Below are 22,576 nucleotides of genomic sequence, written 5' to 3' on the forward strand. Positions count from 1 at the left end.
CACGGTGATCGTGTCGACCTTGTCCATCGGGTTGGCCGCGAGCAGGTCGTGGCGCACGGCCCACCGGCAGATCGGCGGCGCGAAGCCGGGCCCGGAAACCGGGAGTTATGCTGCCTGCGGTCCGGGTGGCCGGATCTAGAAGGGGGCCAGAGGTGTTGAGGCAGCACGAGTCGTTCGCCGGCTACGTGATCCAAGGCGTGCTCGGGCAAGGCGGTATGGGCACCGTCTATCTGGCGCGGCACCCGCGCCTGCCGCGGCTGGTGGCGCTCAAACTGCTCAATCGCGCGGTGTCCGAGGACGAGGAGCTGCGCAGGCGGTTCGAACAGGAAGCCAATGTGGTTGCGCGCCTGGATCATCCTGGCATCGTCGGCGTCTACGATCGCGGCACCGAGGGCGGGCATCTGTGGATTTCCATGCAGTACGTCCGTGGCACCGACGCCGCACGGCTCGATCCCCGGAGCGCCCACCCCGAACAGGTCCTGCAGATCGTCGGCGATACGGCGAAGGCGCTTGACTACGCCCACAGCCGAGGTGTGCTGCATCGCGACATCAAACCGGCCAACATCCTGATCGCCGAACCGGAAGCCGGTCGCGAAACACGTGCTCTGCTCACTGATTTCGGGATCGCGCGAATACTCGACGCCGATACCAAACTGACCGCCACCGGAACGTTCACCGCCACACTCGCCTACGCCTCGCCGGAGCAACTGTCCGGTGAGCCGGTCGATCACCGCGCCGATCAATACTCCCTCGGGTGCACCCTCTACACGATGCTGGCGGGGCAACCACCGTTCCCCTCGACCAACCCCGGTCAAATCGTCGCCGGACACATCGCCAAGCCGGTGCCGCGCCTCAGCGATACCCGACCCGAGTTGTCACGACGACTCGACGAGGTGATCGCCCGCGCCCTGGCCAAGCACCGCGACGAACGATTCGCCAGTTGCGGCGACTTCGCCGTGGCCGCGGCGGCGGCCCTGCGCGGCGACACTCCCGCCGTGGCGCCCGCGCCGACTTTCGTCGACCAACGCTCGGCCCACCCCGCCACGGCGGTCGACCCGTGGCCGCGTTCGGCCCCGACCCTGCTCAACCAGCCTTCGGAGCCCCGGTGGCGCGCCGAACAGCTACCGCCGCTGCAACCGCTCACGCCCATCCACGATCCGGCCCGGCCATCCGGCGTCGTTCCCAGGATCGGCGCTGTCGTCGCGTTCGGCTTCGGGCTGGTCTTCTGTCTCATCATCGCCAACGGGGTGATGGAGCTGACGACCCCGCACATCGAATACGGTCACCGCCAGACTCTGCGTGAGGTCGCCCTCGAACTTCTCGCCCCCATGGCGATCTCCACCACGATGGCGCTGGTGCTGCTCGGCGGCTCGATCGCCCTGTTCCGGCGCAAGCGCGCGGGCCGCATCGCCGTGGCGTTGGGTACCGGGATCCTCACGCTGGTCGGCTTGGTCGGAGCCGGAGCCAGTCTGGGTGGCGACAGCCGTACCAGCGACCTGGTTTTCGTCGGCACGCTCCTGTTTTTCTCCTGTGCGGGGCTGCTGTGCACCCTGTCCCCCGCGACCAGGCGCTGGCTCGCTGACAAGCATCCCAGGAACCGGCCATGAGCCCGCAGAGCGCTCAGGGCACCACCACGATCTTTCCGGTGGCCCGGTTGTCCTCCATGTACCGATGGGCTGCGACGATGTCGTCCAGACCGAAGACACGGTCGAGGTTGGGTCGATAGACACCGGCCTCGACTTCGTCGACGACGCGCTGCAGCACGGCCGCGCCCGCGCTGCCCTTCAGGTTGTCGCTGTGGAACGCCGTCAGTTTGGTTCCGGACGGGATCATCGCTATCGGTTCGAAGTCCGAGATCAGCCACCCACTCAGCGAACCCGCCACACATACCGTCCCGCCCCGGCGGACCAGGCGCAGCGAGTCCACCGCCGTGCGCGCTCCGACGAGATCCAGCACGTAGTCGGGCCCTTCGGGCCAGACCGCCTGCACGCCGGCCGCCAGCGACCCGCCGTCGTCGACGAGTACGTGGTCGACGCCGATCGCGGTCAGCGCGTCGATCTTGTCGTGCCGTCGGGTCGTGGCAGCGATCTCGATGCCGCGACCGGACGCGATCGACGCTGCCGCCATACCCACCGACGATGTCCCACCGCGAATCAGCAACCGCCCCTGGCTATCCGCCACGATGCCCAATGCGTCGAGTGAGCCCTGCGCGGTCAAGTATGTCTCGGGCAGTGCGGCCAAGACCTCCCACGGCAACCTGGTGGTGACCGGCATCAGCAGCGAATTCGGCAACAACGCGTACTGCGCGTAGCCGCCGTCGAACTCCCGGCCCATCTCCCCCATCACCGCCGCGACGGTCGCGCCGACCGGCAACATGGGATCGGTCGACGCTGCCACGATTCCCACACATTCGATCCCGAGCACACGGGGGAACCGGACGTTCGGGGAATGTCCCTGACGGGTTCGCAGCTCCGATCGGTTCAAGCCCGCGCCCTTCACCCGCACCAGGCTCCAGCCCTCCCGAATCGCTGGTACCGGTAGCTCACGGATCTCCAGTACCTCCGGGTCACCCGCCCGTACACAGACGGCCGCTCGCATCGTCGTACTCGTCGTCTCACACCGCATCGGGGCGGCGGTGGTGTCTGAATGGAGGTCATCGCGCATGCGTCCACTGTCGCCAGGCGAGCGTGTGGCCGTCTACCGATAGAATGCCAACTCATGCCCGTTGGCCGCCAACTTCCTCGGCTCGGCCCGACATCCCAGCTGTGGCCGTCCGGAGGGGTGCACCTGTGGCCGTCGGGGGGAACGAGCTCGGTGCACTCCCATCCGCGTGGACACCTGGTCTACGCGGCTCGCGGCGTCCTGTCCGTGCACACCGAACGGGGCACATCGATCGTTCCGGCCAATCGAATCGCGTGGACCCCTGCCGAGTTCGCGCACTACCATCGGGCGCACGGCGACACCGACATGCGGATCGTCTTCCTACCCCCATCCCAGGCGCGGCTCGTGCCGGACCGTCCCGCCGTGTTCCTGGCTTCCGGCCTCGCCCGCGAAATCCTGCTCACCCTCACGAGCCCACGCGACCACGACCGCGCCGCGCGCGCTCGCCTTCGCCGCGTCCTCGTCGATGAACTCCAGGAAGCACACGAACAGCCACTCGTGCTGCCGAAACCTCAGGACGACCGGTTGCAAGCGATTGCGCGGATCCTCTCCGAGAACCCCGCGGACAACACGTCACTGGCCGAACTCGGGCGCACGATCGGAGCCAGTGCCCGCAGCCTCAGCCGCCTGTTCCACAACGAACTCGGCATGACCTTCTACGAGTGGCGCACCCAGCTCCGCGTCTACCACGCACTCGTCCTGCTCGCCGACGGCCACGACACCACCCGCGTCGCCCACGCCTGCGGCTGGGCGAACCCCAGCAGCTTCATCGCCGCTTTCACCAACCTCGTCGGCACCACCCCGGGCCGCTACCGCACCACTCCATGACCTCGGCACCACGTCACAAGGCTCCGCCCGTCGGTGGCGACCAACGACGTCGACCCGACGACGGGGCGAGCGCGCGCTGGTAGCGTTCGCTGATCGTCCGCAGGGTCCGCACCAGTTCGGGTGAGTCCACGATCTCGAAGTCGGCGCCAAGCAGTCCGAGGTAGAGCGCCAGCATTTCCGGATGGTCGGAGCCGGGTTCGAACGCGCACCGGTCCTCGCTCAACGGCTCGACGTCGACGGGAATCGGGAGTCGGCTGCGCACGTGATCCGCGGGCGCGTGCACGATCACCCTGGCGCGGAAGCGCCACGTCGACTCGCCGATTCCGCGGGCGACTCGTGCGGTGATCTCATGGTCGGGCGGCAGCGGCCGCGGCGTAAAGCGGGGGCCGGTCGGTGTGCGGGGCCGCATCCTGTCGACGCGAAAGGTCCGCCAGTCGACGCGGTCGAGGTCCCAGGCCATCAGGTACCAGCGTTGTCGATCGTTGATCAGGCGATACGGCTCCACCGAACGCCGACCGGCGGCCCCCGAATGCGTCTGGTAGTCGAACCGCAGTCGTTCATGGTCGCGGCAGGCGTCGGCGATCACGGTCAGCACATCCGGGTCGACGAGCGGGCCGCGCGGGGGGAGCGCGAGAGTGTGCGACCCGAAGGCGTCGACGCGACGGCGCAGCCGCGACGGCAATATCTGTTGCAGTTTCGTCAGTGCACGCAACGAGGTCTCCTCGATGCCCGCGATGGAACCGGCTGCGGCGCTGCGCATCCCGATCGCGATCGCGACCGCTTCGTCGTCGTCGAGCAGCAGCGGCGGCAGCGCACCTCCGACACCCAGCCGGTACCCACCGTCGACACCCGGCCGAGCCTCGACGGGATAGCCGAGCCGTCGCAGGCGGTCGACGTCGTTGCGGACGGTGCGCACGGTGACCTCCAGTCGAGCGGCCAACTCGGGTCCGGTCCAGTCGCGGCGCGCTTGCAGCAGCGAAAGCAGACGAAGCAGTCGTGCCGAGGTTTCGAACATTGATCGATCTTCTCCCGAATCGAGGAACCAACCTTTCCGCAATGGCAACTACCTTATGTTTCACCGGCGCGAAACGCTCGCCCGAGCCGACAGAGAGAACCCCAATGAGTGACGCAATCCAGCCCTTTCGCATCCACATCGCGCAGTCCGATCTCGATCACCTGCACCATCGGCTCGCCGATGCCCGCTGGCCGGCCGAGTTGCCCGATGTCGGCTGGAACCGCGGCATACCGCAGCTCTACCTGAAGGAGCTGGCCGAATATTGGCGCACCGGCTACGACTGGCGTGCGCAGGAAGCCGTGCTCAATTCCTATCCGCAGTTCACGACCGAGATCGACGGCCAGCGCATTCATTTCCTGCACGTCCGCTCCGGCCGAGCGGACGCGACGCCACTGCTGATCACCCACGGCTATCCCAGCTCCGTCGCCGAATTCCTCCACCTCATCGAGCCTTTGGTCGACCCGGCCGAGGGGCCTGCGTTCCATGTGGTCGCGCCGTCGCTGCCCGGTTACGCCTTCTCCACTCCGCTCAGCGCGACCGGCTGGGCGATGGGCCGCACCGCGAACGCGTGGATCGAGCTGATGCGCAGGCTGGGCTACCAGCGCTACGGGGTTCACGGCGGCGACGTCGGCGCAGGCATATCCGGCCTGGTCGGCGCCCGCGACAGCGAGCATGTCATCGGCGTCCACGTCGTGACCGATCCGCTGACCGCCGCCAATGTGGCGACGTTCCTTCCCGGAATGGCCGAGCGCCTCGATGCCGACGACCCGGTCGACAAGCTGATCCTCGAGCGCATGGACGCGTTCCGCAAGGAGGGTTCCGGATACTTGTCGATCCAGCAGAGCCGACCGCAGACCATCGGTTACGGTCTCGTCGATTCGCCGCTACTGCAGCTGGCGTGGATCGCCGAGAAGTTCGAGGAATGGACCGACTTGCCGATCGATCGCGACCAATTGCTCACTACCGTCAGCCTTTACTGGTTCACCGGAGCGGGCATCACCGCGGCGCACACCCTCTATGACCAAGCGCACTCCTCGGATTGGGGCGCACCCGCGGTACCGCAGGGTTTCGCGGTGTTCGGTGCGGACGAGACCGTGCGCAAGGTGGTCCCGGCGCCGCCGGACGCGCACTGGACCGAATTCGAGCACGGCCTGCACTTCCCGGCCATGGAGGCGCCGGCTCAACTGGCAGCTGATCTGCGAACATTCTTCGAACATCTGCGATAGCCCGAACCCGACGGTGCAGAACCTCGCGAGCCATCGCTACCCGGTCAGCCGGTAGCCGTCCCGTGGAGTGGTGATGCTCGGTGCAGCCGTGCGGCCGGCGAACAATGGTGCCGATCAGAGGCGTGTCGCGGTGCGGACGAGGTCGGCAACGGCTTTGGATCTGCTGTGTGGCGGCCAGGCGATGACGGTCGTGACCACCGGTGCGTCCGGCACCGCCACCACGGCATGATCGTCGCGTAGCTGAGTTCGCAGCGACTCGGGCACGACCGCGCAGGCCAGTCCGAGCGCGATCAGCTGGAGCAGTTGGGTATGGTCGCGCACCCGCGGGCCGGGGCCGTCCGGATAACTTCCATCCCGTCGCGGCCAGCGCGGCAGAGGCAGATCCGTCTGGGCGTTGAGCTCGGCGAACGACAGATGCGCCCGGTCGGCGAGGGGATGACCCGCGGGCAGGACCGCCACCTGCTGTTCAGTATGCAGATCCTCGGTGTCGAATCCGGCTGTCGTGTCGTAGGGCCGGTGGAGCAGCGCAACGTCGGCACGCCCGTTGCGCAGCAGGCTTTCCGGTTCGCCGGGCCCGCACAGCATCACCTCGACGGCCACGGCGCCCGGTTCGGCGGCGTAGGCGTCCAGCAGCTTCGACAACAGTTCCCTGGACGCACCGGCCTTGGTGACCAGCACCACACCCGGCTGGTCGGCCGCGGCGCGGCGGGTGCGGCGCTCGGCGGCTTCGACCGCGTCGAGCGCGGTCCGGGCCTCGCGCAGCAGCACCGTCCCGGCCTCGGTCAAGGCGATGGCGCGAGCGGTGCGGTGCAGCAGAACGACTCCGAGCCGCCGCTCGAGCTGCTGGATGGCTCGCGAGAGCGGTGGTTGCGCCATGGAGAGCCGTTGTGCCGCCCGACCGAAGTGCAACTCCTCGGCGACGGCGACGAAATATCGCATCTCCCGCGTCTCCACCAGGCCATGGTAACCGGCGATGACCTCGACCGATACCCGTGCGGTATCGACGCAAACCCGACCGGTCTTGGACGCCGCACCCGCAACCGCAGCAGGATCGACGGTGTGAGTGAACAGACGATCGCGCTGGTGACCGGCGCGAACAAGGGAATCGGATACGAGATCGCCGCCGGCCTGGGCGCGCTCGGCTGGCGAATCGGTGTGGGCGCGCGGGATCGGCAACGCCGCGACACCGCGGTGGAGAAGTTACGCGCGGCCGGGACCGATGCGTTCGGTGTGCCGCTCGACGTGACCGACGACGCGAGCGTGGCCGCGGCGGCCGAATTGATCGCCGACCAGGCCGGCGGGCTCGACGTCCTGGTCAACAACGCCGCGATCACCGGCGACCTGCCGCAGACACCGACCGCCGTCGATCCCGCGACCGTGCGAATCATCGTGGAAACCAACGTGATCGGGGTCATTCGGGTCACCAACGCGATGCTGCCGATGCTGCGCGCCTCGGCCTCACCGCGAATCGTCAACATGTCCAGCAGCGTCGGCTCGCTCGCCCTGCAAACCACACCCGGCATCGACATGGGCCCGGTTCCCGCCGCCTACTTGGCGTCGAAGACCTTCCTTAACGCCCTCACTATCCAATACGTCAAGGAACTCAGCGACACCAAAATCCTGATCAACTCCGGCTGCCCCGGTTTCACCGCCACCGACCTCAACGGCTTTCGCGGCGTCCGCACACCACAACAGGGGGCGGCCATCGCGATTCACCTCGCGACCCTGCCCGACGATGGACCGACCGGCGGATTCTTCGACGACGCCGGAACAGTGCCCTGGTGACAAGAACACCGGTGCCCACCGTTCCCGTTCTCGACGTCAGCCGCGCGGCGCGCGCCGAGGGAGAAGCAAGACGATGACAAAGGCAGTCAGATACGACGAGTTCGGCGGAATCGAGGTCTTGCGGGTCGACGACGTCGACCGGCCCGTACCCGAGGATGGGCAGGTCCTCGTGCAGGTAAGGGCGGCAGGCATCAATCCCGGTGAGGCGGCCATCCGTACCGGCGCGATGGCCGACATCTTTCCCTCGACATTTCCGTCCGGGCAGGGCAGCGACCTCGCTGGGGTTGTCGCCGAGGTCGGCGCCGGAGTCGACCGATTCTCGGTCGGCGACGAGGTGATCGGGTTCTCCGAGAAGCGGGCCGCCCAGGCCGAGCTGGTCCTGGTCGACGTCGACAACCTCACACCCAAACCGCGCAACGTCTCATGGGAGGTGGCGGGCGGCCTCTACGTCGCAGGCGTGACCGCCTGGCGGGCAGTGCATTCCGTACAGCTCGAGCAGGGTGAGGCCGTTGTGGTCTCCGCGGCGGCCGGCGGAGTCGGCTCGCTCGCCGTACAGCTCGCTCGCCGTGCCGGAGCCACCGTCATCGGCCTGGCGAGCGAGCGCAACCACGAATGGCTGCAAAGCCACGGCGTGATTCCGGTAGCCTACGGAGCCGGCGTCGCCGAACGGATCGAGACCGCCGCACCGGGCGGCGTCGATGCCTTCATCGACACCCACGGCGGCGGCTACGTCGAACTGGCCCTGGCTCTCGGCGTCTCGGCCGAACGGATCGACACCATCGCCGATTTCGCGGCAGCCGCGAAGTACGGAGTCAAAACCGAACCCGGAACCGACGCCAGGCCGGGCGCCGAGGTGCTCGCCGAATTGGCCGTCCTGATCGCCGACGGGCACCTCGAAGTCCCGATCGCGAACGTCTACCCGTTGGCGCAGGTTCGCCAGGCCTACACCGAACTCGAACGCCGCCACACCCACGGCAAAATCGTGCTCGAGCCCTGACCTGCACCGACACAATGCAGCCTGCTCCGAACGGCCTCGCCCATGGCCGCGGCGCGTGCCTCCGTGGTGATGTGCAACGCGGACGGACCAGGCGAATCCCGACCTGCCCTGGCTTCGAACGCGTCCGAAGGGCCGAACTGCATCGAGTTGCGGTAGCCGCGGCTGTCGCGGCTCGGCACATCAGGCCGTTGCTCCGCGCGGTTTTTCCGTCCGGCAGCAGTCCGTCAAAGGAGACGTGCACTTAGTTGGCGCCGCGTCGGCGCCGCGCCTCCCGCAACTCGGGGTCGAGACGTTCACGCATGAAACCGTCGGCCCCTGGGCCGGCGAGGAAGGCGAGGTCGATGGCCGAGAGGGGGCGTCCGCTGTGCTGGTCCACGAGGCCGGGCATGACCTCCTCCCCGGTGTCCCGATCGGTCAGGACGACGCTCGGCACATCCGATCCCGTGTGTTTGCGGCCCCAGGCGTACAGGGCGACGAGGACCGGAGAAAGGTCTCGCCCCTTGTCGGTGATGACGTACTCGTAGCGGGGCGGGGACTGGCTGTAGCGCCTGCGTTCGAGCAGCCCGGATTCGACCAAAGTGCGCAATCTCCTGGTCAGCATATTCGGGGCGATGCCGAGGTTGCGTTCGAACTCGTCGAATCTGGTGAATCCGTCCAGCGCGTCGCGCACGATCAGCAGCGTCCACCAGTCGCCGACATACTCCAGAGCGCCCGCAATCGGGCACCCCATCGCCTGGAAACTCGTTCGCCGCACCTGCTGATCCTTTCGCCATCCACAGTAACCCTACAGTAACTTGCATAATAGTAGTTACCAGTTCTAGCGTGGGCGTCGCAGCCGGACCACGAGCTGCCACACCTCACCCTGGTGAACGATCGGAAGGCGCACTTGTGACTTTCTCCCCCGACAGCCCCCGAACCACCACGCTCGTCATCGGTGCGGGCGGACGACACGGCGGCACCGGCTCACATGTCGTGCGGCGTCTTCGTGAACACGACTACGGGGTCCGCGTGCTGGTCCGCGCGGATGACGAACGCGCACAACACCTTCGCGCTCTCGGCGCGCAAATCGTCGTGGGCGATCTGCTGGATCGCCGGACGCTGGATGCGGCCGTGCGGGACGTGGACACCGTGTATTTCACCTATCCGGTCGCTCCCGGCATCGTGCAGGCCGCCGCCAATCTCGCCTCCGCGATCCGGCACGCCGAGACCACGCCGCGACTGGTCGTGATGTCCATGGCGGTCTCGGCCCCCGACAACCCCAGTGGGCTGGGACGCGCGCAATGGGCCGCCGAGCAGGTGCTGTCCTGGGCGGGACTGGAACCGACGATCTTACGGATCAAGGCTCTGTTCTACGAGAACATCGTGCTGTTGCACGCCGGATCCATCCGCCAGACCCGCGGCTTCGCCAACAGTTTCGGCGATGCGGCGGTGCCGTGGATCAGCGGTCTCGACGCCGCCGATCTCGCCGTGGCGGCGCTGACCGACCCGGCGCGATACCCTCGCGGCACCACGCTCTACCCGCAGGGGGCGACCGTGCACAGCCACGCCGAGATCGCCGCTCTCATCGGTGCCGCAACGGGAACGCCGGTCCGATACACCTCCATCCCTGCCGGTCAATGGCAGCGCGAACTGGAAGCCCTCGCACACAACGGCACCGAACCATCCGTCAATCCAGCCATGGCGCAGCACATTTCGGCCATCGGCGCGATGTTCTCCCAGCTGCCCTCGGCCCCGCCGGGCGATACCACCGCACTCACCGAGGCCATCGGCCGTTCGCCGCAGACGTTCGCCGAGTTCCTCCGCGAACACAGTCACCAGTTCGTTGCGGCCCCCGGACGTTGATCCATCGGGTCCGGGCGTGTGCGCACTGAGAGCTGAACAGCGTGCGACCGCCGCGGAGGGCTGCCCCCTTCGACACCACCGTCTGACCGTTGGTCGATGGATGATGCAGTGGGGTCGCCCTCGGCCCGCGCCGCGGTGAGCGGCTCGGGCCGAGGGGGTGCATCGCAGCGCGATCGTGGGCACTGCCCGGTGTCGATTTGGGAGCCCCCTTTGCCCACGTGTGGACACTCGCGCGTACCCGAACCGGTCCATGCCTCGAACTGGCCCATAAAGGGCACTTACTGGCACCCCGTCAGGCATGCTCGAAGCTCCTGAAGTGTGCGGCCACGGCGGGAGGTCAGGTCGTCACGGGTTCGGTGACGCGGCGGACCGGGCGGATGCGGATGCCGAACTCCGGGCGCAGGTTCACCGAAGCCAGCGGCACCACCGGGTGGGTGTCGTCGAGTTCGAGGCGGAAACGCTGCACCGTCATGGCCAGGATCAGCACCATCTCCGTCATCGACATGTCCTTGCCCAGGCAGATGCGCGGGCCGCCGGAAAACGGGAAGAACGCGAACTTGTGCCGTTCGGCCACGGCGGCGTCGGCGAAACGCTCCGGACGGAACTGCTCCGGGTCGTCCCACAGACGTTTGTCGCGGTGGACGTAGTACATGCACAACGTGACCCGCGCGCCCGCGGGCACGTGGTAGCCACCGATCTCGTCATCGGCGATCGGCGTGCGTTCGACGATCCAGGCGGGCGGATACAGCCGCATCGTCTCCTCGATCACCATGCGGCAGTAGCTGAGCTGTCCGAGATCGGCGAAGGTGGGCGTGCGGTCGCCGATCACGGAGCGCACCTCCTCGGCCAGTCGCTCTTGGATCTCGGGATGGGTGGCCAGCAGGTAGCACGCCCACGACAGCGCGTTGGCCGGTGACTCGTGACCGGCCACCAGCAAGGTCTTGATCTCGTTGAGCAAGTCCTCCTCTCGCATGCCCTGCCCGCCCTCGTCGCGAGCGCGCACCAGCGCGGTGAGCACGTCGCTGGTGTCGCCGCCGCGGCGGCGTTCGTCGATGAGATGGCGCACCACGTCGTCGAGTTCGCCGACCTTGCGCGCGACCCGGCGGGCCTCCGGCGTCGGGAACGACTGCGGTAGCTTCACCGGCGCGTTCACCCGCTTCATGATGAGCGCGAACGCCGCGCGCATCGCGTCGGTCACCTGTGTGGTGTCGGTGGACAGGTCGATGCCGAACAGGATCCGGCCGGTCACCGCGAGCAGCAGCTTGACGTAGTCGTCGTAGATGTCGCGGAATTCTCCGGCCGAGGCGTCCCAGCTGTCGAGCATCGCCGCGGCGCTGTCGGTGATGTCGTCGGCGAAACCCTTGACGTGCGAGTGGGAGAACGCCGGGGAGATGAGTTTGCGCTGTCTACGCCAGTACTCCAGGTTGTTGGTGGTCAGCTGCCCGTCGCCGAGCAGGATGCTGAACTCGTCGTAGATCGGGCTCTTGCGATAGTTGGTGTAGTTGTCCTTGAGGACGTACTCGGTCATCGCCGGATCCGCGACGAGGTAGACCAGCATCGGGCCCGCTTTGACCCGCACGACGTCGCCGTAGCCGTCCAGCAACGCGCCCACCGTCGTCAGCGGGTTCTTCGCCAGTTTCGGCAGCATGCGTCCGGTTTCCACCAGACCGGGCCCGGGTGCTTTCATGGTCCGACCTTTCACTTCAAGAGCTTGGCGTGCTTGCGCAACTGGTTCACGTAGTCCTGTTTCTCCACCACCAGTGGGTACTGGTCGGCGTGATAGAGCCGCAGCCCGGCGTACAGGTCGGGCTGGCGGCCCTGGGTGGCGCGGTCGAAACGCTCGACCCGCACCGGGTCGTTCGCCTTGGCGCGCAGATATTCGGCGACCAACTCGGCCTGCTTCTCGTAGACGTCCCAGTGCGAGCCGATCGGGCGCACCATCCCGATCACGAACAAGTCCCGGGTGTGCGGCGGAAAGATGTTGAGATACAAACCCGGTCGCAGGCTGCCGTCGGTCCAGTTCAACAGAGTTCGGTCGACGACGGGGTAGTTCGGCACGAACCCGGTGGCCAGCACCACCAGGTCGACCTTCTCCTCGGTGCCGTCGGCGAACGTCACCCGGTCGTCGTCGATCGATGTGACGTCGGGTTTGGGTGTGATGTCGCCGTGTGTGTAGTAGTGGTGCAACTGGTCGCCGAGCATCGGGATGACGATGCCCTCGGCGAAATCGGGCACCGGCAGCCCGAACGAGCGAGAGCGGCCGCGCAGATAGGAGAACAGCCGCTCGAAGGCCCGCTTGCGCAGCGGCCGCCACATCCGGCCCTGCAGCATGCTGTCGGTCGGGCGGCCCAGCATGTACTTGGGCATGCAGTAGAACCCGCGCCTGCTGCTGTGCAGGGTCAGCGCGGCGTTGACCGCGCAGTCGGACAGGATGTCGGCCGCCGACTGCCCGGCCCCGATCACCAGCACCCGCTTGCCGAGCACCTGTTCGGGATCGCGGTACTCGCTCGAATGCAGCACGGGCACCGTGCCCGAGCCGGGGATGTCGATGCGGCGCGGGGTGCGGTCGTGGCCGGTGGCGATGACGACTCCCGCGTAGTGTCGCTCGGATCCGTCGGCCAGCGTCACCGACCAGCCGTCACCGCTGGGCTCGACGTGCTGCACCGCGGTGTTGAACCGGATGCGCGGCCACAGCTCGAAGGCGTCGGCGTAGGCGTTGAGGTAGCGCAGCACGAGTTCGTGGCCGGGATAGTCGGGATAGTCCTCGGGCATCGGAAAACCCGAAAACGCCTGCACCCCTTTGGAAGCGATCACGTGGGTGTTGCGGCTGACCGGCGAGTCCGGGCGCCGGGCGTCCCAGATGCCGCCGATACCGTCGGCCGCTTCGAGCACCTCGAAATCCAAACCGTGCGCGGCGAATTCGCGTGCGGTCGCCAGACCGGCCGCGCCCGCGCCGATCACACAATAGGTGCTCATGCCGCGGCGACCCGTTCCGTCTGTGGGGAGTCCTCCTGCGGCGGTGTGGGTTGCGGCTCGGTGCCCGCGCTCGCCCGCCAGGCCACGAAGAAGCAGGCCAGGTAGATGATCGTCTGCGCCACCAGCGTGAAGTAGACGTTCTCGTTGTAGACCGCGATGATCAGCCAGGCCACCGTCAGCAGTGCGACGGTGCGTTTGCCGCCGCGCATCAGCCCCGCGTACACCGCCAGCATCCACACCGCGCCCACCGCGATGTACACCCACGGCCCGAACGGCGCGCGGAACGACGCCAGCGTCAGCACCGCCAGCCAGATGGCCAGCTGCTCGGCGCGCACCCGCGGCCCTTCGGCCCCCGCCGACAGCCGCCGGTGGATGCGCACCGCGGTGACCGCCACCAGGATCAGCAGCAGCAAGGTGTAGACGTTGGTGATCACGCGTGCGGGACCGACCGGATCGCCGATGTCCCAGCCCATGATGTTCGCTTTGTAGGGCAGCCCGAACGGCGAATAGTTGACCAGCTGATTGGCGCGTTCGACCAGCACGAACTGGTGGAACTCCCCGCTGGCCAGCCGCTTCCAGGTGCCGTCGGACAAGAACTGCCGCCACGGCTCCCAACCGAAGATCGCCAACGTCGCCAGCGAATACAGGCCGCCGAACACGGCCGTCCAGGCCGCGGGCCGCCAGCGCCGCTGGACCAGCAGATAGACCAGCAGAATCGCCGGGGACACCTTGGCGACGATCGCGAACGCCAGCGCCGCGCCGCCGAAGATGTTGCGCCGCAGATGGAAAAGCGCCATGGCGCCCGCGCCGCCGACATACAGCACCAGCACGTGGACGTTGCCGATCTGCATGGTCGCCAGCGTCGGCAGGCTGATCCACACCACCGGGGTCAGCGCCGCCAGCACCCCGCCCTGCCTGCCGCCGACCCAGCGGGCGATGGCGAACATGGCCACCAGCACGATCGCCACATACAGCGAGTAGTACAGCGCCCGCAGCGTGGCGAAGTCGTGGCTGAACAGCAGCAGCAATCGCGGCAGCAGCAGGAACGGCGGCGGGTAGAGGTAGGCGTCGCGATCCTGCGGTGTCACCGCGGGCAGGATCGAATCCGCGTGGGGCGACTCGTAGCGGTGACGGTCGTAGAGACCGGCCGGGTCGTGTTCGGCCATGAGCGCGCCGCTGATGTAGCCGGACAGGTGGGTCTTCTTGACCAGGAAGTCGTCGTCGGCCGACAGCGAGGCGTCCACGTTGTCGGCGTCGAGGATGAACTGCGTCAACCGGGCCAGGACCGCGACGACGAGCACGATCACCAGGCTCCACAGCACCCGCACCACGATCGGTTTGCTGCGCACCACCTCCCGCCACTCGTCGGGCATCCTCGGCACGAACAGCACGAACAGCACCGCCGCGCACACGATGCCGAGCACGGCGGTCACGGGGCCCGGTAGGCCGGTGAGCGCGAGCACGATCATCACGACGGGGACGAGAATGCCGACCACGAACACCGCATACATCGCGGCGTAGTAGTCGAGCGAACCACGGAACCTGGTCCATGTCCTGGATATCATCTGCAACCTACGGCTTTCGGTTCCCGCGCCACCCGGTTCGGGCCGCGCGGACGGTCTATCTGGTCGCTGCTCCGGCGTGCTCGGCCAGCAGCGGAACAACCTGGGACACCACGTCGCCCGGTGCGGGCGCGGCGCGCAGGTCGGCGCCGATCTGTTCGGCGGCGGCGCGGAAACGCGGCTCGCGCAGCAGCGTGCGGATCGCGGTGGTGAGCGCCTCGACGTCGCCTTGCCCGGCAGCGGTCTCTGCGGTCAGCCCGGCCCCGCTGCGGACCAGGCCCCTGGCGTAATCGAACTGGTCGAACATCTGTGGCAGCACCAACTGCGGCAGGCCGAACCAGCCCGCGGTGAGGCCGGTGGTCGAGCCGCCGTGATGCACGAGCAGATCGCAGCCCGGCAGGAAGAGGTTCAGCGGAACCTCTTCCACGACACGGACATGGTCGGGCAGTTCGCCGACCGTGGCCCGGTCCGGTGCCGAGAGCGCGACGACGACCTCGGCGTCGTCGACGGCGGCCAGCGCGGCGAGCACGGACTCCAGCGGCCGGGGACCGGTCAGGCCGAGCGTGCTGCCGCCCATGCAGACCGCGATCCGTTTGCGGCCGTGCTCATTGCGGTGCCACGGCGGCAGCACGCCGGTGCCGTTGAACGGGACGTAGCCCAGCCGGATGCTCGGCGCGGCGTCGGGCGCTTGCAGCCGCGGCGGGCAGATGTCGAGCACGGCGACCGGGGCGGCCAGCCGCGTGCCCGCCTCCTCGGCGAGTGCGGCGGTGCGGTCGGTGAAGGGACCGCCGGTGGGGTCGATGCCCCAGCGGTGCACCAGCACCGGCAGATCCAGTTGCGCGCCGAGCGCGCGGCCGATGGTGGCCAGCGGGTCGGTGAGGATCACCTCCGCGCCCCAGTCGGTGGCCACCGCGGCGAACGTCTCGAGGTACTGGCGGGCGTGGTTGTGCCAATTCTGCGCGGCGATCTGCCACAGGCCCTGTCCGCTGGACTGGTCGCGGTCGGCGAACAGCGGCAGCGGGAACATGCCCGGGTTCACCTGGGTACGCAACTGGTCCATCGGCACGTTCAGCGCGGTCACCTCGACGGCGTTGAGCCCCGAGCGCAGCGCTGTCGCCGTCACGTCGTCGCGCGAAGCGACCAGCACTTCGTGGCCCGCCTGGCGCAGCGCCCAGCAGAACGGCACCATCGCCAGCAGATGGCCCGACGAGGGCACCGGCACGACTAGAAACTTCATCCGATCACTCCTTCGGCTTCATCCACTCCATCGGATTGGTGTGCCGAGGCACCCATGATGGAGCCGATTGCTCGGCATTGCGGCGTTTTTCGATCACCACGATGTTGTGGTAGAAGTGCAGCGCCCCGATCCAGTCGTCGAAAGCGCCTGCCGCTCGGCCGGATTCCTTCTCGAATTCCTGGTGGTGCAGGGCGTCCACCAGGGTTTTCAGATAACCGATGGTGGTGGCCGGATCGTCGGTCGCGGTGCTGCTTCCGCCCCAGCCCGACCAGTAGGAGGTCTGAGTGTCCTCCACCACGTACAGTCCGCCCGGCCGCAGGTGGGCGAACAGCGCACCGAACGAGGCGATCACGTCGCCGCTGATGTGGCTGCCGTCGTCGATGATGATGTCGAACGGGCCGAGCGAGTCGCCGAGCCCGTCGAGGAACGCCGGCTCGCCCTGATCGCCGCGCAGGGGTTGCAGGCGCGGCTCGGCGATGCCGGACTTGTCGAAGTAGTCCAGCCCGAACACCAGGCCGCGGCGGAAGTACTGCTTCCACATCCGCAGCGACGCACCGCCGACGTCGGGGGCGGTGTATCCGCCGATGCCCAGCTCGAGGATGCGGACCCGGCTGTCGCGCAGCGGCGCGAAATGCCGCTCGTAGTGCTGGGTGTACCAGTGCCCGCCCCACTTGTCCGAACCGAAGTGCAGCGACAGCGCGTCGAGGTCGTAGTGGTGGGGACGGCAGGCGGTGACGATGCGGTCGGCGGCGACGGCGGCGGCGTCGCGGGCCAGTCGCCACGGGTCGTCCGGCGCGAAACTGCCCGGCCCCGGCTCGTCCTTGATCGTGATGGCGCGGGTGCCCAGGGCGGCGTCGGGCGGTCCGTAGACCGCGCGCAGCAACTCCACCAGATCCTGGCGCACCACCAGCCACGGATCCTCCAGGGTGCCCGGCGCGATCGCGGGGTCGTCGGCGCCGAAGGTGACCAGGTAGTCGAGCTGTTTGCCCTCGTGGATCAGCTCGAACACCGCGGTCACCGGTTGTCCAGGGCGCGCGCCGTAGCCCGCGCGCCAGGCGATCTCCTTGAGCACCGCGTCGGCGACGGTCTCGGTGCCGATCTCGCCGATCCGGGCGGCGGTCTCCTCGGGGACGCCGTCGGCGACGGAGATCAAGTGGGCGGCGAGAACGTTCTCGTCGTTCAGGGTCACGTCATCCATCCGTTCCGCCGGTGCGTACCGGCCTCGATTGCTCAGCAAGGCGCACGCCCTCGGCGACGAGCATGGCCCGCACCATGCCGTGGAAATCCACCGAAGGGCGCCACCCGGTCCGCGCGCGCAACTTCCTCGCCTCGCCCACTCGCGGTCGCCCGCCGCGGGTGAGCACCGAGGACCGTTCGCGGACATGGTCGTGCCAGTCCAGTCCGGCCATGCCGAACGCCGCCGCGCAGAACTGCGCGACCGTGTGGTGTTCGCCGGTGGCGACGACGAACTCCTCCGGCTCGTCGAGCGCCAGGATCCGCGTCATCGCCTCGACGTAGTCCGGCGCGTATCCCCAGTCGGCGCCCGCGTCCAGCCTGCCCACCTCCACCGTGCCGGTCTCACCGCGCTGGATCCGAGCGACGGCGCGCACGATCTTGCGGGTGACGAATTTCTCTGCGCGCAGCGGAGATTCGTGGTTGAACAGGATCCCGGCCGCCGCGAAGACGCCGCGGGCACGGTAGGCGCGGCAGGCCAGCAGGCCGGCCGCTTTGGTCACCCCGTAGATGGAGTCCGGCCGCAGCCCGCTGTTCTCGTCGCACACCGCGTCGCCGTCGGAGCCGAAGACGTGCGACGAGGCCGCGTAGAACAGGCGGGTGCCGGTGCGGTGGCGATCGATCGCCTCCGCGAAATGCTGCACCGGCAGCGTGTTCACGCGATGCGAGGCGCGGGCCAGCTCGTGCGGGTCGCCGTGGTCGTCCTGCGAGGAATGTTGCACCGCCGCCAACAGGTAGACCTGCCGGGGGCGTTCGGCGGCGACGAGTTCCTCGACCGCGGCGGCGTCGGTGATGTCGACCGGGCCGTCGCGGCCGATGCGCAGCACGCGCTCGCCGCGCCCGGCGAGCAGGTCCGACAGCAGCGTGCCGTCCTGCCCGGCCGCGCCCGTGACGACGATGGTCATCTCACACCACGTCCAGTTCCGGCAGCGGGAACACCAACCGCCCGCCCGCCGCGCGGAAAGCGCTCTCCCGCTCCAGCATCATGGTGCGGAAATGCCAGGGCAGCACGAAGAACTGGTCGGGCGCCATGGCACGCGCCTGCTCCTCGGACACGATCGGGATCGCGCTGCCGGGGGTGAACTTGCCGAACTTGTCGTCGTTGACCTCCGCGATGCACGCCAGATCCTCCGGCCCGATCCCGCAGTGCTGCAGCACCACGTTGCCTTTCGTGGAGGCTCCGTACCCGAGCGTGCGCAGGCCGGCCTTGCGGGAGCGGTCGAAGAACTCCCGGACCTGTTCGCGGTGCTGGTCGACCCGTTTGGCGAATTCCGCGTACGGCTGCGAGGTGTGCAACCCGAGCGCGGACTCCTCGTGGCGCATCCGATCCAGCGCGGCGGCGTCGGCAGGCGAGGCGACTCCTTGCTTGCCGAGTGTGAGTGCGAAGCTGCCGCCGTTGACGGTATTGCGTTCCACCTCGAGCACCACGAATCCGCACCGCCGCGCCATCCACTCGATCTGGTCGAGGGTGTAGTACTCGAGGTGCTCGTGACAGATGGTGTCGTAGGAGGTGGTGGCCAGCATCGCGGGCAGATAGCTCTGTTCGAGCACCCAGATGCCGTCGTCGGCGAGGCTGTCGTACACCGCGCGCATGAACTCCAGCGGGCGCGGGACGTCGTAGAACATGGCGATCGAGGTGATCACCTTGGCCCGCCGCCCCTCGAGCACCGATTCGGCCAGCTCGTGGTCGAAGTAGCCGGTCACCAACCGCACGTGCGGCGGATAGAACCGGCGGAACTTCTCCCCCAGCGGGTCGATGCCCAGAATCGTCGCCGACCCTTCCGGATAGGCGCGCAGCAACGTCGCGTCGTTGCTGCCGATGTCGATCACCACGTCGTCCGGTGACAGCGACACCCGCTGCCGGATCCTGTCCACCCGGTGGGCGAGGTGCTCGATCATGGATCGATTCAGCCCGGAGCGGTATCCGTAGCCGGGGGAATACATTTCGCCGAAGTCCGCGGTGTGGCGCAACTGCACCAGCCCGCACTCCTCGCTGCCTTCGGGCACGCAGCGCACCAACTCCAAGGGATAGCGCGGCACCTCGGTGGGATCGGTGGCCGGGAACACTCCCGTCAACGCCATCGTGCCGAGGTCGACGACCGTTTCGAGCCGGGTGTTCCCGCACACCCGGCAGCCCTGCACCGCCACTGCTTGCGTCACGCGTTCTCCATATCGTGGGCGACCATCAACTCGACGAGTTCGGTGAAACTCGTCCGGGGCTGCCACCCGAGCTTCTCGCGCGCCTTGCTCGGGTCACCGGTGAGATGATGCACCTCTGCGGGGCGGAAATAGGTCGGATCGACCTCGACGAGCACTCGCGAGGTTCGTCGGTCGATCCCCTTCTCGGTCAATCCGGTTCCTTCCCAGATCAATTCGACACCGGTGGCGGCGAACGCGGTCTCGCACAGCTCGCGCACGCTGTGCGTCTCGCCGGTGGCGATCACGTAGTCGTCGGGTTCGGACTGTTGCAGCATGAGCCACATCGCCTCGACGTACTCCTTGGCGTATCCCCAGTCTCGGCGGGCGTCCAGGTTGCCGATGAACAACTTCTCCTGTTTGCCCTGCGCGATGCGCACCGCGCCCCTTGTCACCTTGCGGGTAACGAAAACCTCGCCGCGCCTGGGTGATTCGTGGTTGAACAGGGTGCCGTTGACCGTGTACATCCCGTAGGCCTCGCGGTGGTTGACCGTGATCCAGTACGCGTACAGCTTCGCCACCGCGTACGGCGAGCGCGGATGGAACGGCGTGCGCTCGCTGAGCGCCACGTCGTGCAGGCCGCCGTAGAGCTCCGAGGACGAAGCCTGGTAGAAGCGGGTCGCGATGCCGGTCTTGCGGATGGCGTCCAGGATGCGCAGTGTGCCGATCGCGTTGGTCTCCGCGGTGAACTCCGGGATCTGGAACGAGATGTGCACGTGCGACTGCGCGCCCAGGTTGTAGATCTCCGCCGGTCGTACGTCCTCCAGGATCCGGTTGAGACTGCTGGAATCCATCAGATCCCCGTAGTGCAGGAACAGCCGGCGTTGGGAATGGGTATCGGAATACAGGTGGTCTATGCGGTCGGTATTGAAATTCGACGCACGCCTGACAATCCCGTGCACCTCATATCCTTGCTGCAACAGGAATTCTGTCAGATAAGACCCGTCCTGGCCGGTGATGCCGGTTATCAGTGCCTTTCTCATCAAACCTCCAGCCCCGAGACTAACCGGTCGTCAAATGGCGGGCAATACCTATCTTTCGGTCGCCGCCGGTATTAGAATTCGATTGCATGAGCGCGGCCTCCGAAAAAACTCTGGTAATGATTCCGACGTACAACGAGCGTCGCAACGTGGGCCCGTTGCTCGCTCAGATCCTGGAACAGGGCTCCGATTTCGACGTCCTGTTCGTCGACGACAATTCCCCGGACGGCACCGGAGATCTGCTCGATGAGCTGGCCCGACAGCACGCGCCCCGCATTCATGTGCTGCACAGGGCGGGACGGCAGGGCGTGGGCTCCGCACACCAGGCCGGTATCCGCTGGGCATACGCGCAGGGATATGCGCACATCATCACGATGGATTCCGATTTCGCGCATCCGCCGTCGTATCTTCCGGCATTGCGCGCCGCTTCCGACGGTTTCGACATCGTGGTCGGATCGCGCTATCTGAAAGAGGACAGCCTCGCCGACTGGACTCCCTTCCGCAAGGTCCTCACCCGGGTCGGGCATTTTCTCACCGTGACACTGCTGCGGATGCCCTACGATGCCACCGGCGCGTTCCGATACTACCGGTTGGATACGGTTCCGGTGGCGGCTTTCGATCGCGTTCGCTCGACCGGCTACTCCTTCTTCTTCGAAAGTCTCTACATCCTCGCCGCCAATGGTTTCCGGATCGAACAGGTGCCGATCCACGTCCTCAACCGCACCGCGGGCGCGTCCAAGATGCGCACCCGCGATGTCGCGACCAGCGTGCGTTTCCTGCTGGTGCTGTGCGCGGAGAAGTACCTGCGCCCCGGCAGGCATCGCGTCACCTCGCCCGCGCATCGCTGACCCTCCGCCCGGCCAGCCAGTCGATCACCGCCGCCGCCTCCGGCCAGTCCGGGCCGGTGGCGGTGGTCGGGAACTGGTCGTCGACAACATTTTTGGCGAACTGCGAGGACGAGCCCACCGCGTCGCGTACCTCCGCCAGCGTCACGGTGGTGCGTGCGCCGACCTCGCGCAGGCCGGTGTCCTCCAGGTGGGCGGCGATCCAGTCGGCGCACCAGTCCACCGGGGCGAAACTCTGCCGGGAGCGGCCGCTGGCGAACACCGGACGGTCGGCGGCCATGTCAGCCAGCACACCCTTGCGGTAGTCGCCGCCGTACATCGGGCCGAGCCGGACGACGAAAGTGTCGCGGCCGGAACACATTCGCTCGGCCTCCGCGCGATGGCGGCCGTAGACCGTGTCCAGCTGGGTCCGTGCGGAGATGCTGCTGATCTGCACGAACCGGTCCCAGCGCCATTGCTCGCGCAGCAGGCGCGTCTTGTCCACCGTCTCCCGGCGATCGTCGCCGGGATGCTGCTCGGCCCAGAACCGCTTCGACGGGCAGGCGGCGTTGATCAGCACGTCGTAACGACCTGCCGTGCAGTGGGATTCGTGGTCGTCGCGCACCACGGGCACGACCTCCCATCGCCGCGTCCTGCCGAGCGCCTCGACCAGTGCGGCGCCCACGTATCCCGCTGCGCCGAGCACCGCCACCCGCATCCCGCTCATGCGAGGCCCTGTCCGGCACGGGCGGTCGCGCTGGTCGGCCGCACCGATATTCGACCGCTCACGACTTGCCTTCCAAGGTGTGCGGCAGCGGCGCCACCTGCACGATCGGCGGATCGCACTCGTCCCACGGCTTGGTCAGCATCGCGACGAAGGTCAGCGGGGTGATCGAGTACACGGTGTGCATCACCCCGATCGGCGTGCGCGTGCAGATGCCCTTGCCCACATGGATGAACTCCTCCGGGCAGTCCGGATCCTCGTAGTCGTCCTTGGTCACCAGCACGCCGTTGCCCTCGACGAACAGCAGGTACTCGACGAAATGCGGGTGGTAGTGCAGGCCGCGCACCTTGCCGGGGTGCATGTAGATCAGGTTGAACTCGAGCAGGGGTTCCGGCGGGACCCAGGTGAAAATGCCACCGCGCCCGTCGCGGACGGTGTCGAGGTTGCACGACGGGGTGAGGACTTCGACCTTCATTACTGCATCCCTTCA

Annotated in this window: 21 protein-coding genes; 7 read left to right on the forward strand and 14 right to left on the reverse strand. The window is 67.7% G+C overall.

All coding sequences use genetic code 11. The features are described 5' to 3' along the window. Positions 1-152 precede the first annotated feature (152 nt). Positions 153-1,607, forward strand: a complete 1,455-nt coding sequence (locus ACIA5H_RS26130) for a serine/threonine-protein kinase (protein WP_397077924.1) — start codon at positions 153-155, stop codon at positions 1,605-1,607. Between the two features lie 13 nt (positions 1,608-1,620). Here ACIA5H_RS26130 and ACIA5H_RS26135 read toward each other — a convergent pair whose 3' ends face one another. Then, entirely contained in the window at positions 1,621-2,664 is a 1,044-nt protein-coding gene (locus ACIA5H_RS26135) for a zinc-binding dehydrogenase (protein ID WP_397077926.1), read from the reverse strand. Positions 2,665-2,718: 54 nt separating this feature from the next. Between ACIA5H_RS26135 and ACIA5H_RS26140 the strand changes: the two genes are divergently transcribed. Next, the gene (locus ACIA5H_RS26140) at positions 2,719-3,489 is read left to right on the forward strand and encodes an AraC family transcriptional regulator (protein ID WP_397077928.1); all 771 of its coding nucleotides are present in this window, start codon (positions 2,719-2,721) and stop codon (positions 3,487-3,489) included. 13 nt (positions 3,490-3,502) lie between these two features. Here ACIA5H_RS26140 and ACIA5H_RS26145 read toward each other — a convergent pair whose 3' ends face one another. Continuing rightward, entirely contained in the window at positions 3,503-4,504 is a 1,002-nt protein-coding gene (locus tag ACIA5H_RS26145) for a YafY family protein (protein ID WP_364425683.1), read from the reverse strand. Between ACIA5H_RS26145 and ACIA5H_RS26150 the strand changes: the two genes are divergently transcribed. Further along, positions 4,504-5,730: an epoxide hydrolase family protein gene (locus ACIA5H_RS26150; protein ID WP_397077931.1), complete on the forward strand. Its 1,227-nt coding sequence runs from the start codon at positions 4,504-4,506 to the stop codon at positions 5,728-5,730. The genes ACIA5H_RS26145 and ACIA5H_RS26150 overlap by 1 nt on opposite strands. A gap of 114 nt (positions 5,731-5,844) precedes the next feature. On the opposite strand, the gene ACIA5H_RS26155 is transcribed toward ACIA5H_RS26150, so the two are convergent. After that, positions 5,845-6,684: a LysR family transcriptional regulator gene (locus tag ACIA5H_RS26155; protein WP_397077933.1), complete on the reverse strand. Its 840-nt coding sequence runs from the start codon at positions 6,682-6,684 to the stop codon at positions 5,845-5,847. Between the two features lie 105 nt (positions 6,685-6,789). On the opposite strand from ACIA5H_RS26155, the gene ACIA5H_RS26160 reads away from it, so the two are divergent. After that, positions 6,790-7,515, forward strand: coding sequence for an SDR family oxidoreductase (locus tag ACIA5H_RS26160; RefSeq protein ID WP_397077935.1), 726 nt, complete (start codon positions 6,790-6,792; stop codon positions 7,513-7,515). 73 nt (positions 7,516-7,588) lie between these two features. Then, positions 7,589-8,512: an NADP-dependent oxidoreductase gene (locus ACIA5H_RS26165; protein ID WP_379252446.1), complete on the forward strand. Its 924-nt coding sequence runs from the start codon at positions 7,589-7,591 to the stop codon at positions 8,510-8,512. A gap of 241 nt (positions 8,513-8,753) precedes the next feature. On the opposite strand, the gene ACIA5H_RS26170 is transcribed toward ACIA5H_RS26165, so the two are convergent. Next, complete coding sequence (locus ACIA5H_RS26170) at positions 8,754-9,266, reverse strand: winged helix-turn-helix transcriptional regulator (protein ID WP_397077937.1); 513 nt, start codon at positions 9,264-9,266, stop codon at positions 8,754-8,756. A gap of 134 nt (positions 9,267-9,400) precedes the next feature. Between ACIA5H_RS26170 and ACIA5H_RS26175 the strand changes: the two genes are divergently transcribed. Next, on the forward strand, positions 9,401-10,354 hold the full coding sequence (locus tag ACIA5H_RS26175) for an NmrA family NAD(P)-binding protein (protein WP_397077939.1): 954 nt from the start codon (positions 9,401-9,403) through the stop codon (positions 10,352-10,354). A 337-nt stretch (positions 10,355-10,691) separates the two neighbouring features. Here the strand turns inward: ACIA5H_RS26175 and ACIA5H_RS26180 are convergent, their stop codons facing one another. From ACIA5H_RS26180 to gmd, 8 genes are read right to left on the reverse strand one after another with little or no spacing between them, the layout of a single operon-like run. Beyond that, positions 10,692-12,041, reverse strand: coding sequence for a cytochrome P450 (locus ACIA5H_RS26180; protein WP_379252444.1), 1,350 nt, complete (start codon positions 12,039-12,041; stop codon positions 10,692-10,694). Positions 12,042-12,052: 11 nt separating this feature from the next. After that, on the reverse strand, positions 12,053-13,330 hold the full coding sequence (locus ACIA5H_RS26185; protein ID WP_397077941.1) for a flavin-containing monooxygenase: 1,278 nt from the start codon (positions 13,328-13,330) through the stop codon (positions 12,053-12,055). Beyond that, complete coding sequence (locus ACIA5H_RS26190; protein ID WP_397077943.1) at positions 13,327-14,895, reverse strand: glycosyltransferase family 87 protein; 1,569 nt, start codon at positions 14,893-14,895, stop codon at positions 13,327-13,329. The genes ACIA5H_RS26185 and ACIA5H_RS26190 overlap by 4 nt, the downstream gene beginning before the upstream one ends. 55 nt (positions 14,896-14,950) lie before the next feature. Next, positions 14,951-16,129, reverse strand: a complete 1,179-nt coding sequence (locus ACIA5H_RS26195; protein WP_397077945.1) for a nucleotide disphospho-sugar-binding domain-containing protein — start codon at positions 16,127-16,129, stop codon at positions 14,951-14,953. Positions 16,130-16,133: 4 nt separating this feature from the next. Then, a complete protein-coding gene (locus tag ACIA5H_RS26200; RefSeq protein ID WP_397077947.1) occupies positions 16,134-17,318 on the reverse strand; it encodes a class I SAM-dependent methyltransferase in 1,185 nt (394 codons plus the stop codon). A 1-nt stretch (position 17,319) separates the two neighbouring features. Beyond that, positions 17,320-18,267: a GDP-mannose 4,6-dehydratase gene (locus ACIA5H_RS26205; protein ID WP_379252439.1), complete on the reverse strand. Its 948-nt coding sequence runs from the start codon at positions 18,265-18,267 to the stop codon at positions 17,320-17,322. Position 18,268: 1 nt separating this feature from the next. Beyond that, on the reverse strand, positions 18,269-19,522 hold the full coding sequence (locus ACIA5H_RS26210) for a class I SAM-dependent methyltransferase (RefSeq protein WP_397077949.1): 1,254 nt from the start codon (positions 19,520-19,522) through the stop codon (positions 18,269-18,271). Next, the gene (gmd, locus tag ACIA5H_RS26215) at positions 19,519-20,541 is read right to left on the reverse strand and encodes a GDP-mannose 4,6-dehydratase (RefSeq protein WP_355077957.1); all 1,023 of its coding nucleotides are present in this window, start codon (positions 20,539-20,541) and stop codon (positions 19,519-19,521) included. The genes ACIA5H_RS26210 and gmd overlap by 4 nt, the downstream gene beginning before the upstream one ends. 116 nt (positions 20,542-20,657) lie before the next feature. Between gmd and ACIA5H_RS26220 the strand changes: the two genes are divergently transcribed. Then, on the forward strand, positions 20,658-21,386 hold the full coding sequence (locus ACIA5H_RS26220) for a polyprenol monophosphomannose synthase (protein WP_397077952.1): 729 nt from the start codon (positions 20,658-20,660) through the stop codon (positions 21,384-21,386). Here the strand turns inward: ACIA5H_RS26220 and ACIA5H_RS26225 are convergent. Together ACIA5H_RS26225 and ACIA5H_RS26230 are read right to left on the reverse strand one after the other, a co-directional pair. After that, positions 21,364-22,089: a hypothetical protein gene (locus tag ACIA5H_RS26225; RefSeq protein ID WP_379252436.1), complete on the reverse strand. Its 726-nt coding sequence runs from the start codon at positions 22,087-22,089 to the stop codon at positions 21,364-21,366. The genes ACIA5H_RS26220 and ACIA5H_RS26225 overlap by 23 nt on opposite strands. A gap of 58 nt (positions 22,090-22,147) precedes the next feature. Continuing rightward, positions 22,148-22,561 (reverse strand): hypothetical protein, encoded by a 414-nt coding sequence (locus tag ACIA5H_RS26230; protein WP_356966209.1) that lies wholly within the window; start codon positions 22,559-22,561, stop codon positions 22,148-22,150. Positions 22,562-22,576 lie beyond the last annotated feature (15 nt).

Source organism: Nocardia sp. NPDC051900 (assembly GCF_044452545.1).
Lineage (GTDB): Bacteria > Actinomycetota > Actinomycetes > Mycobacteriales > Mycobacteriaceae > Nocardia > Nocardia sichangensis.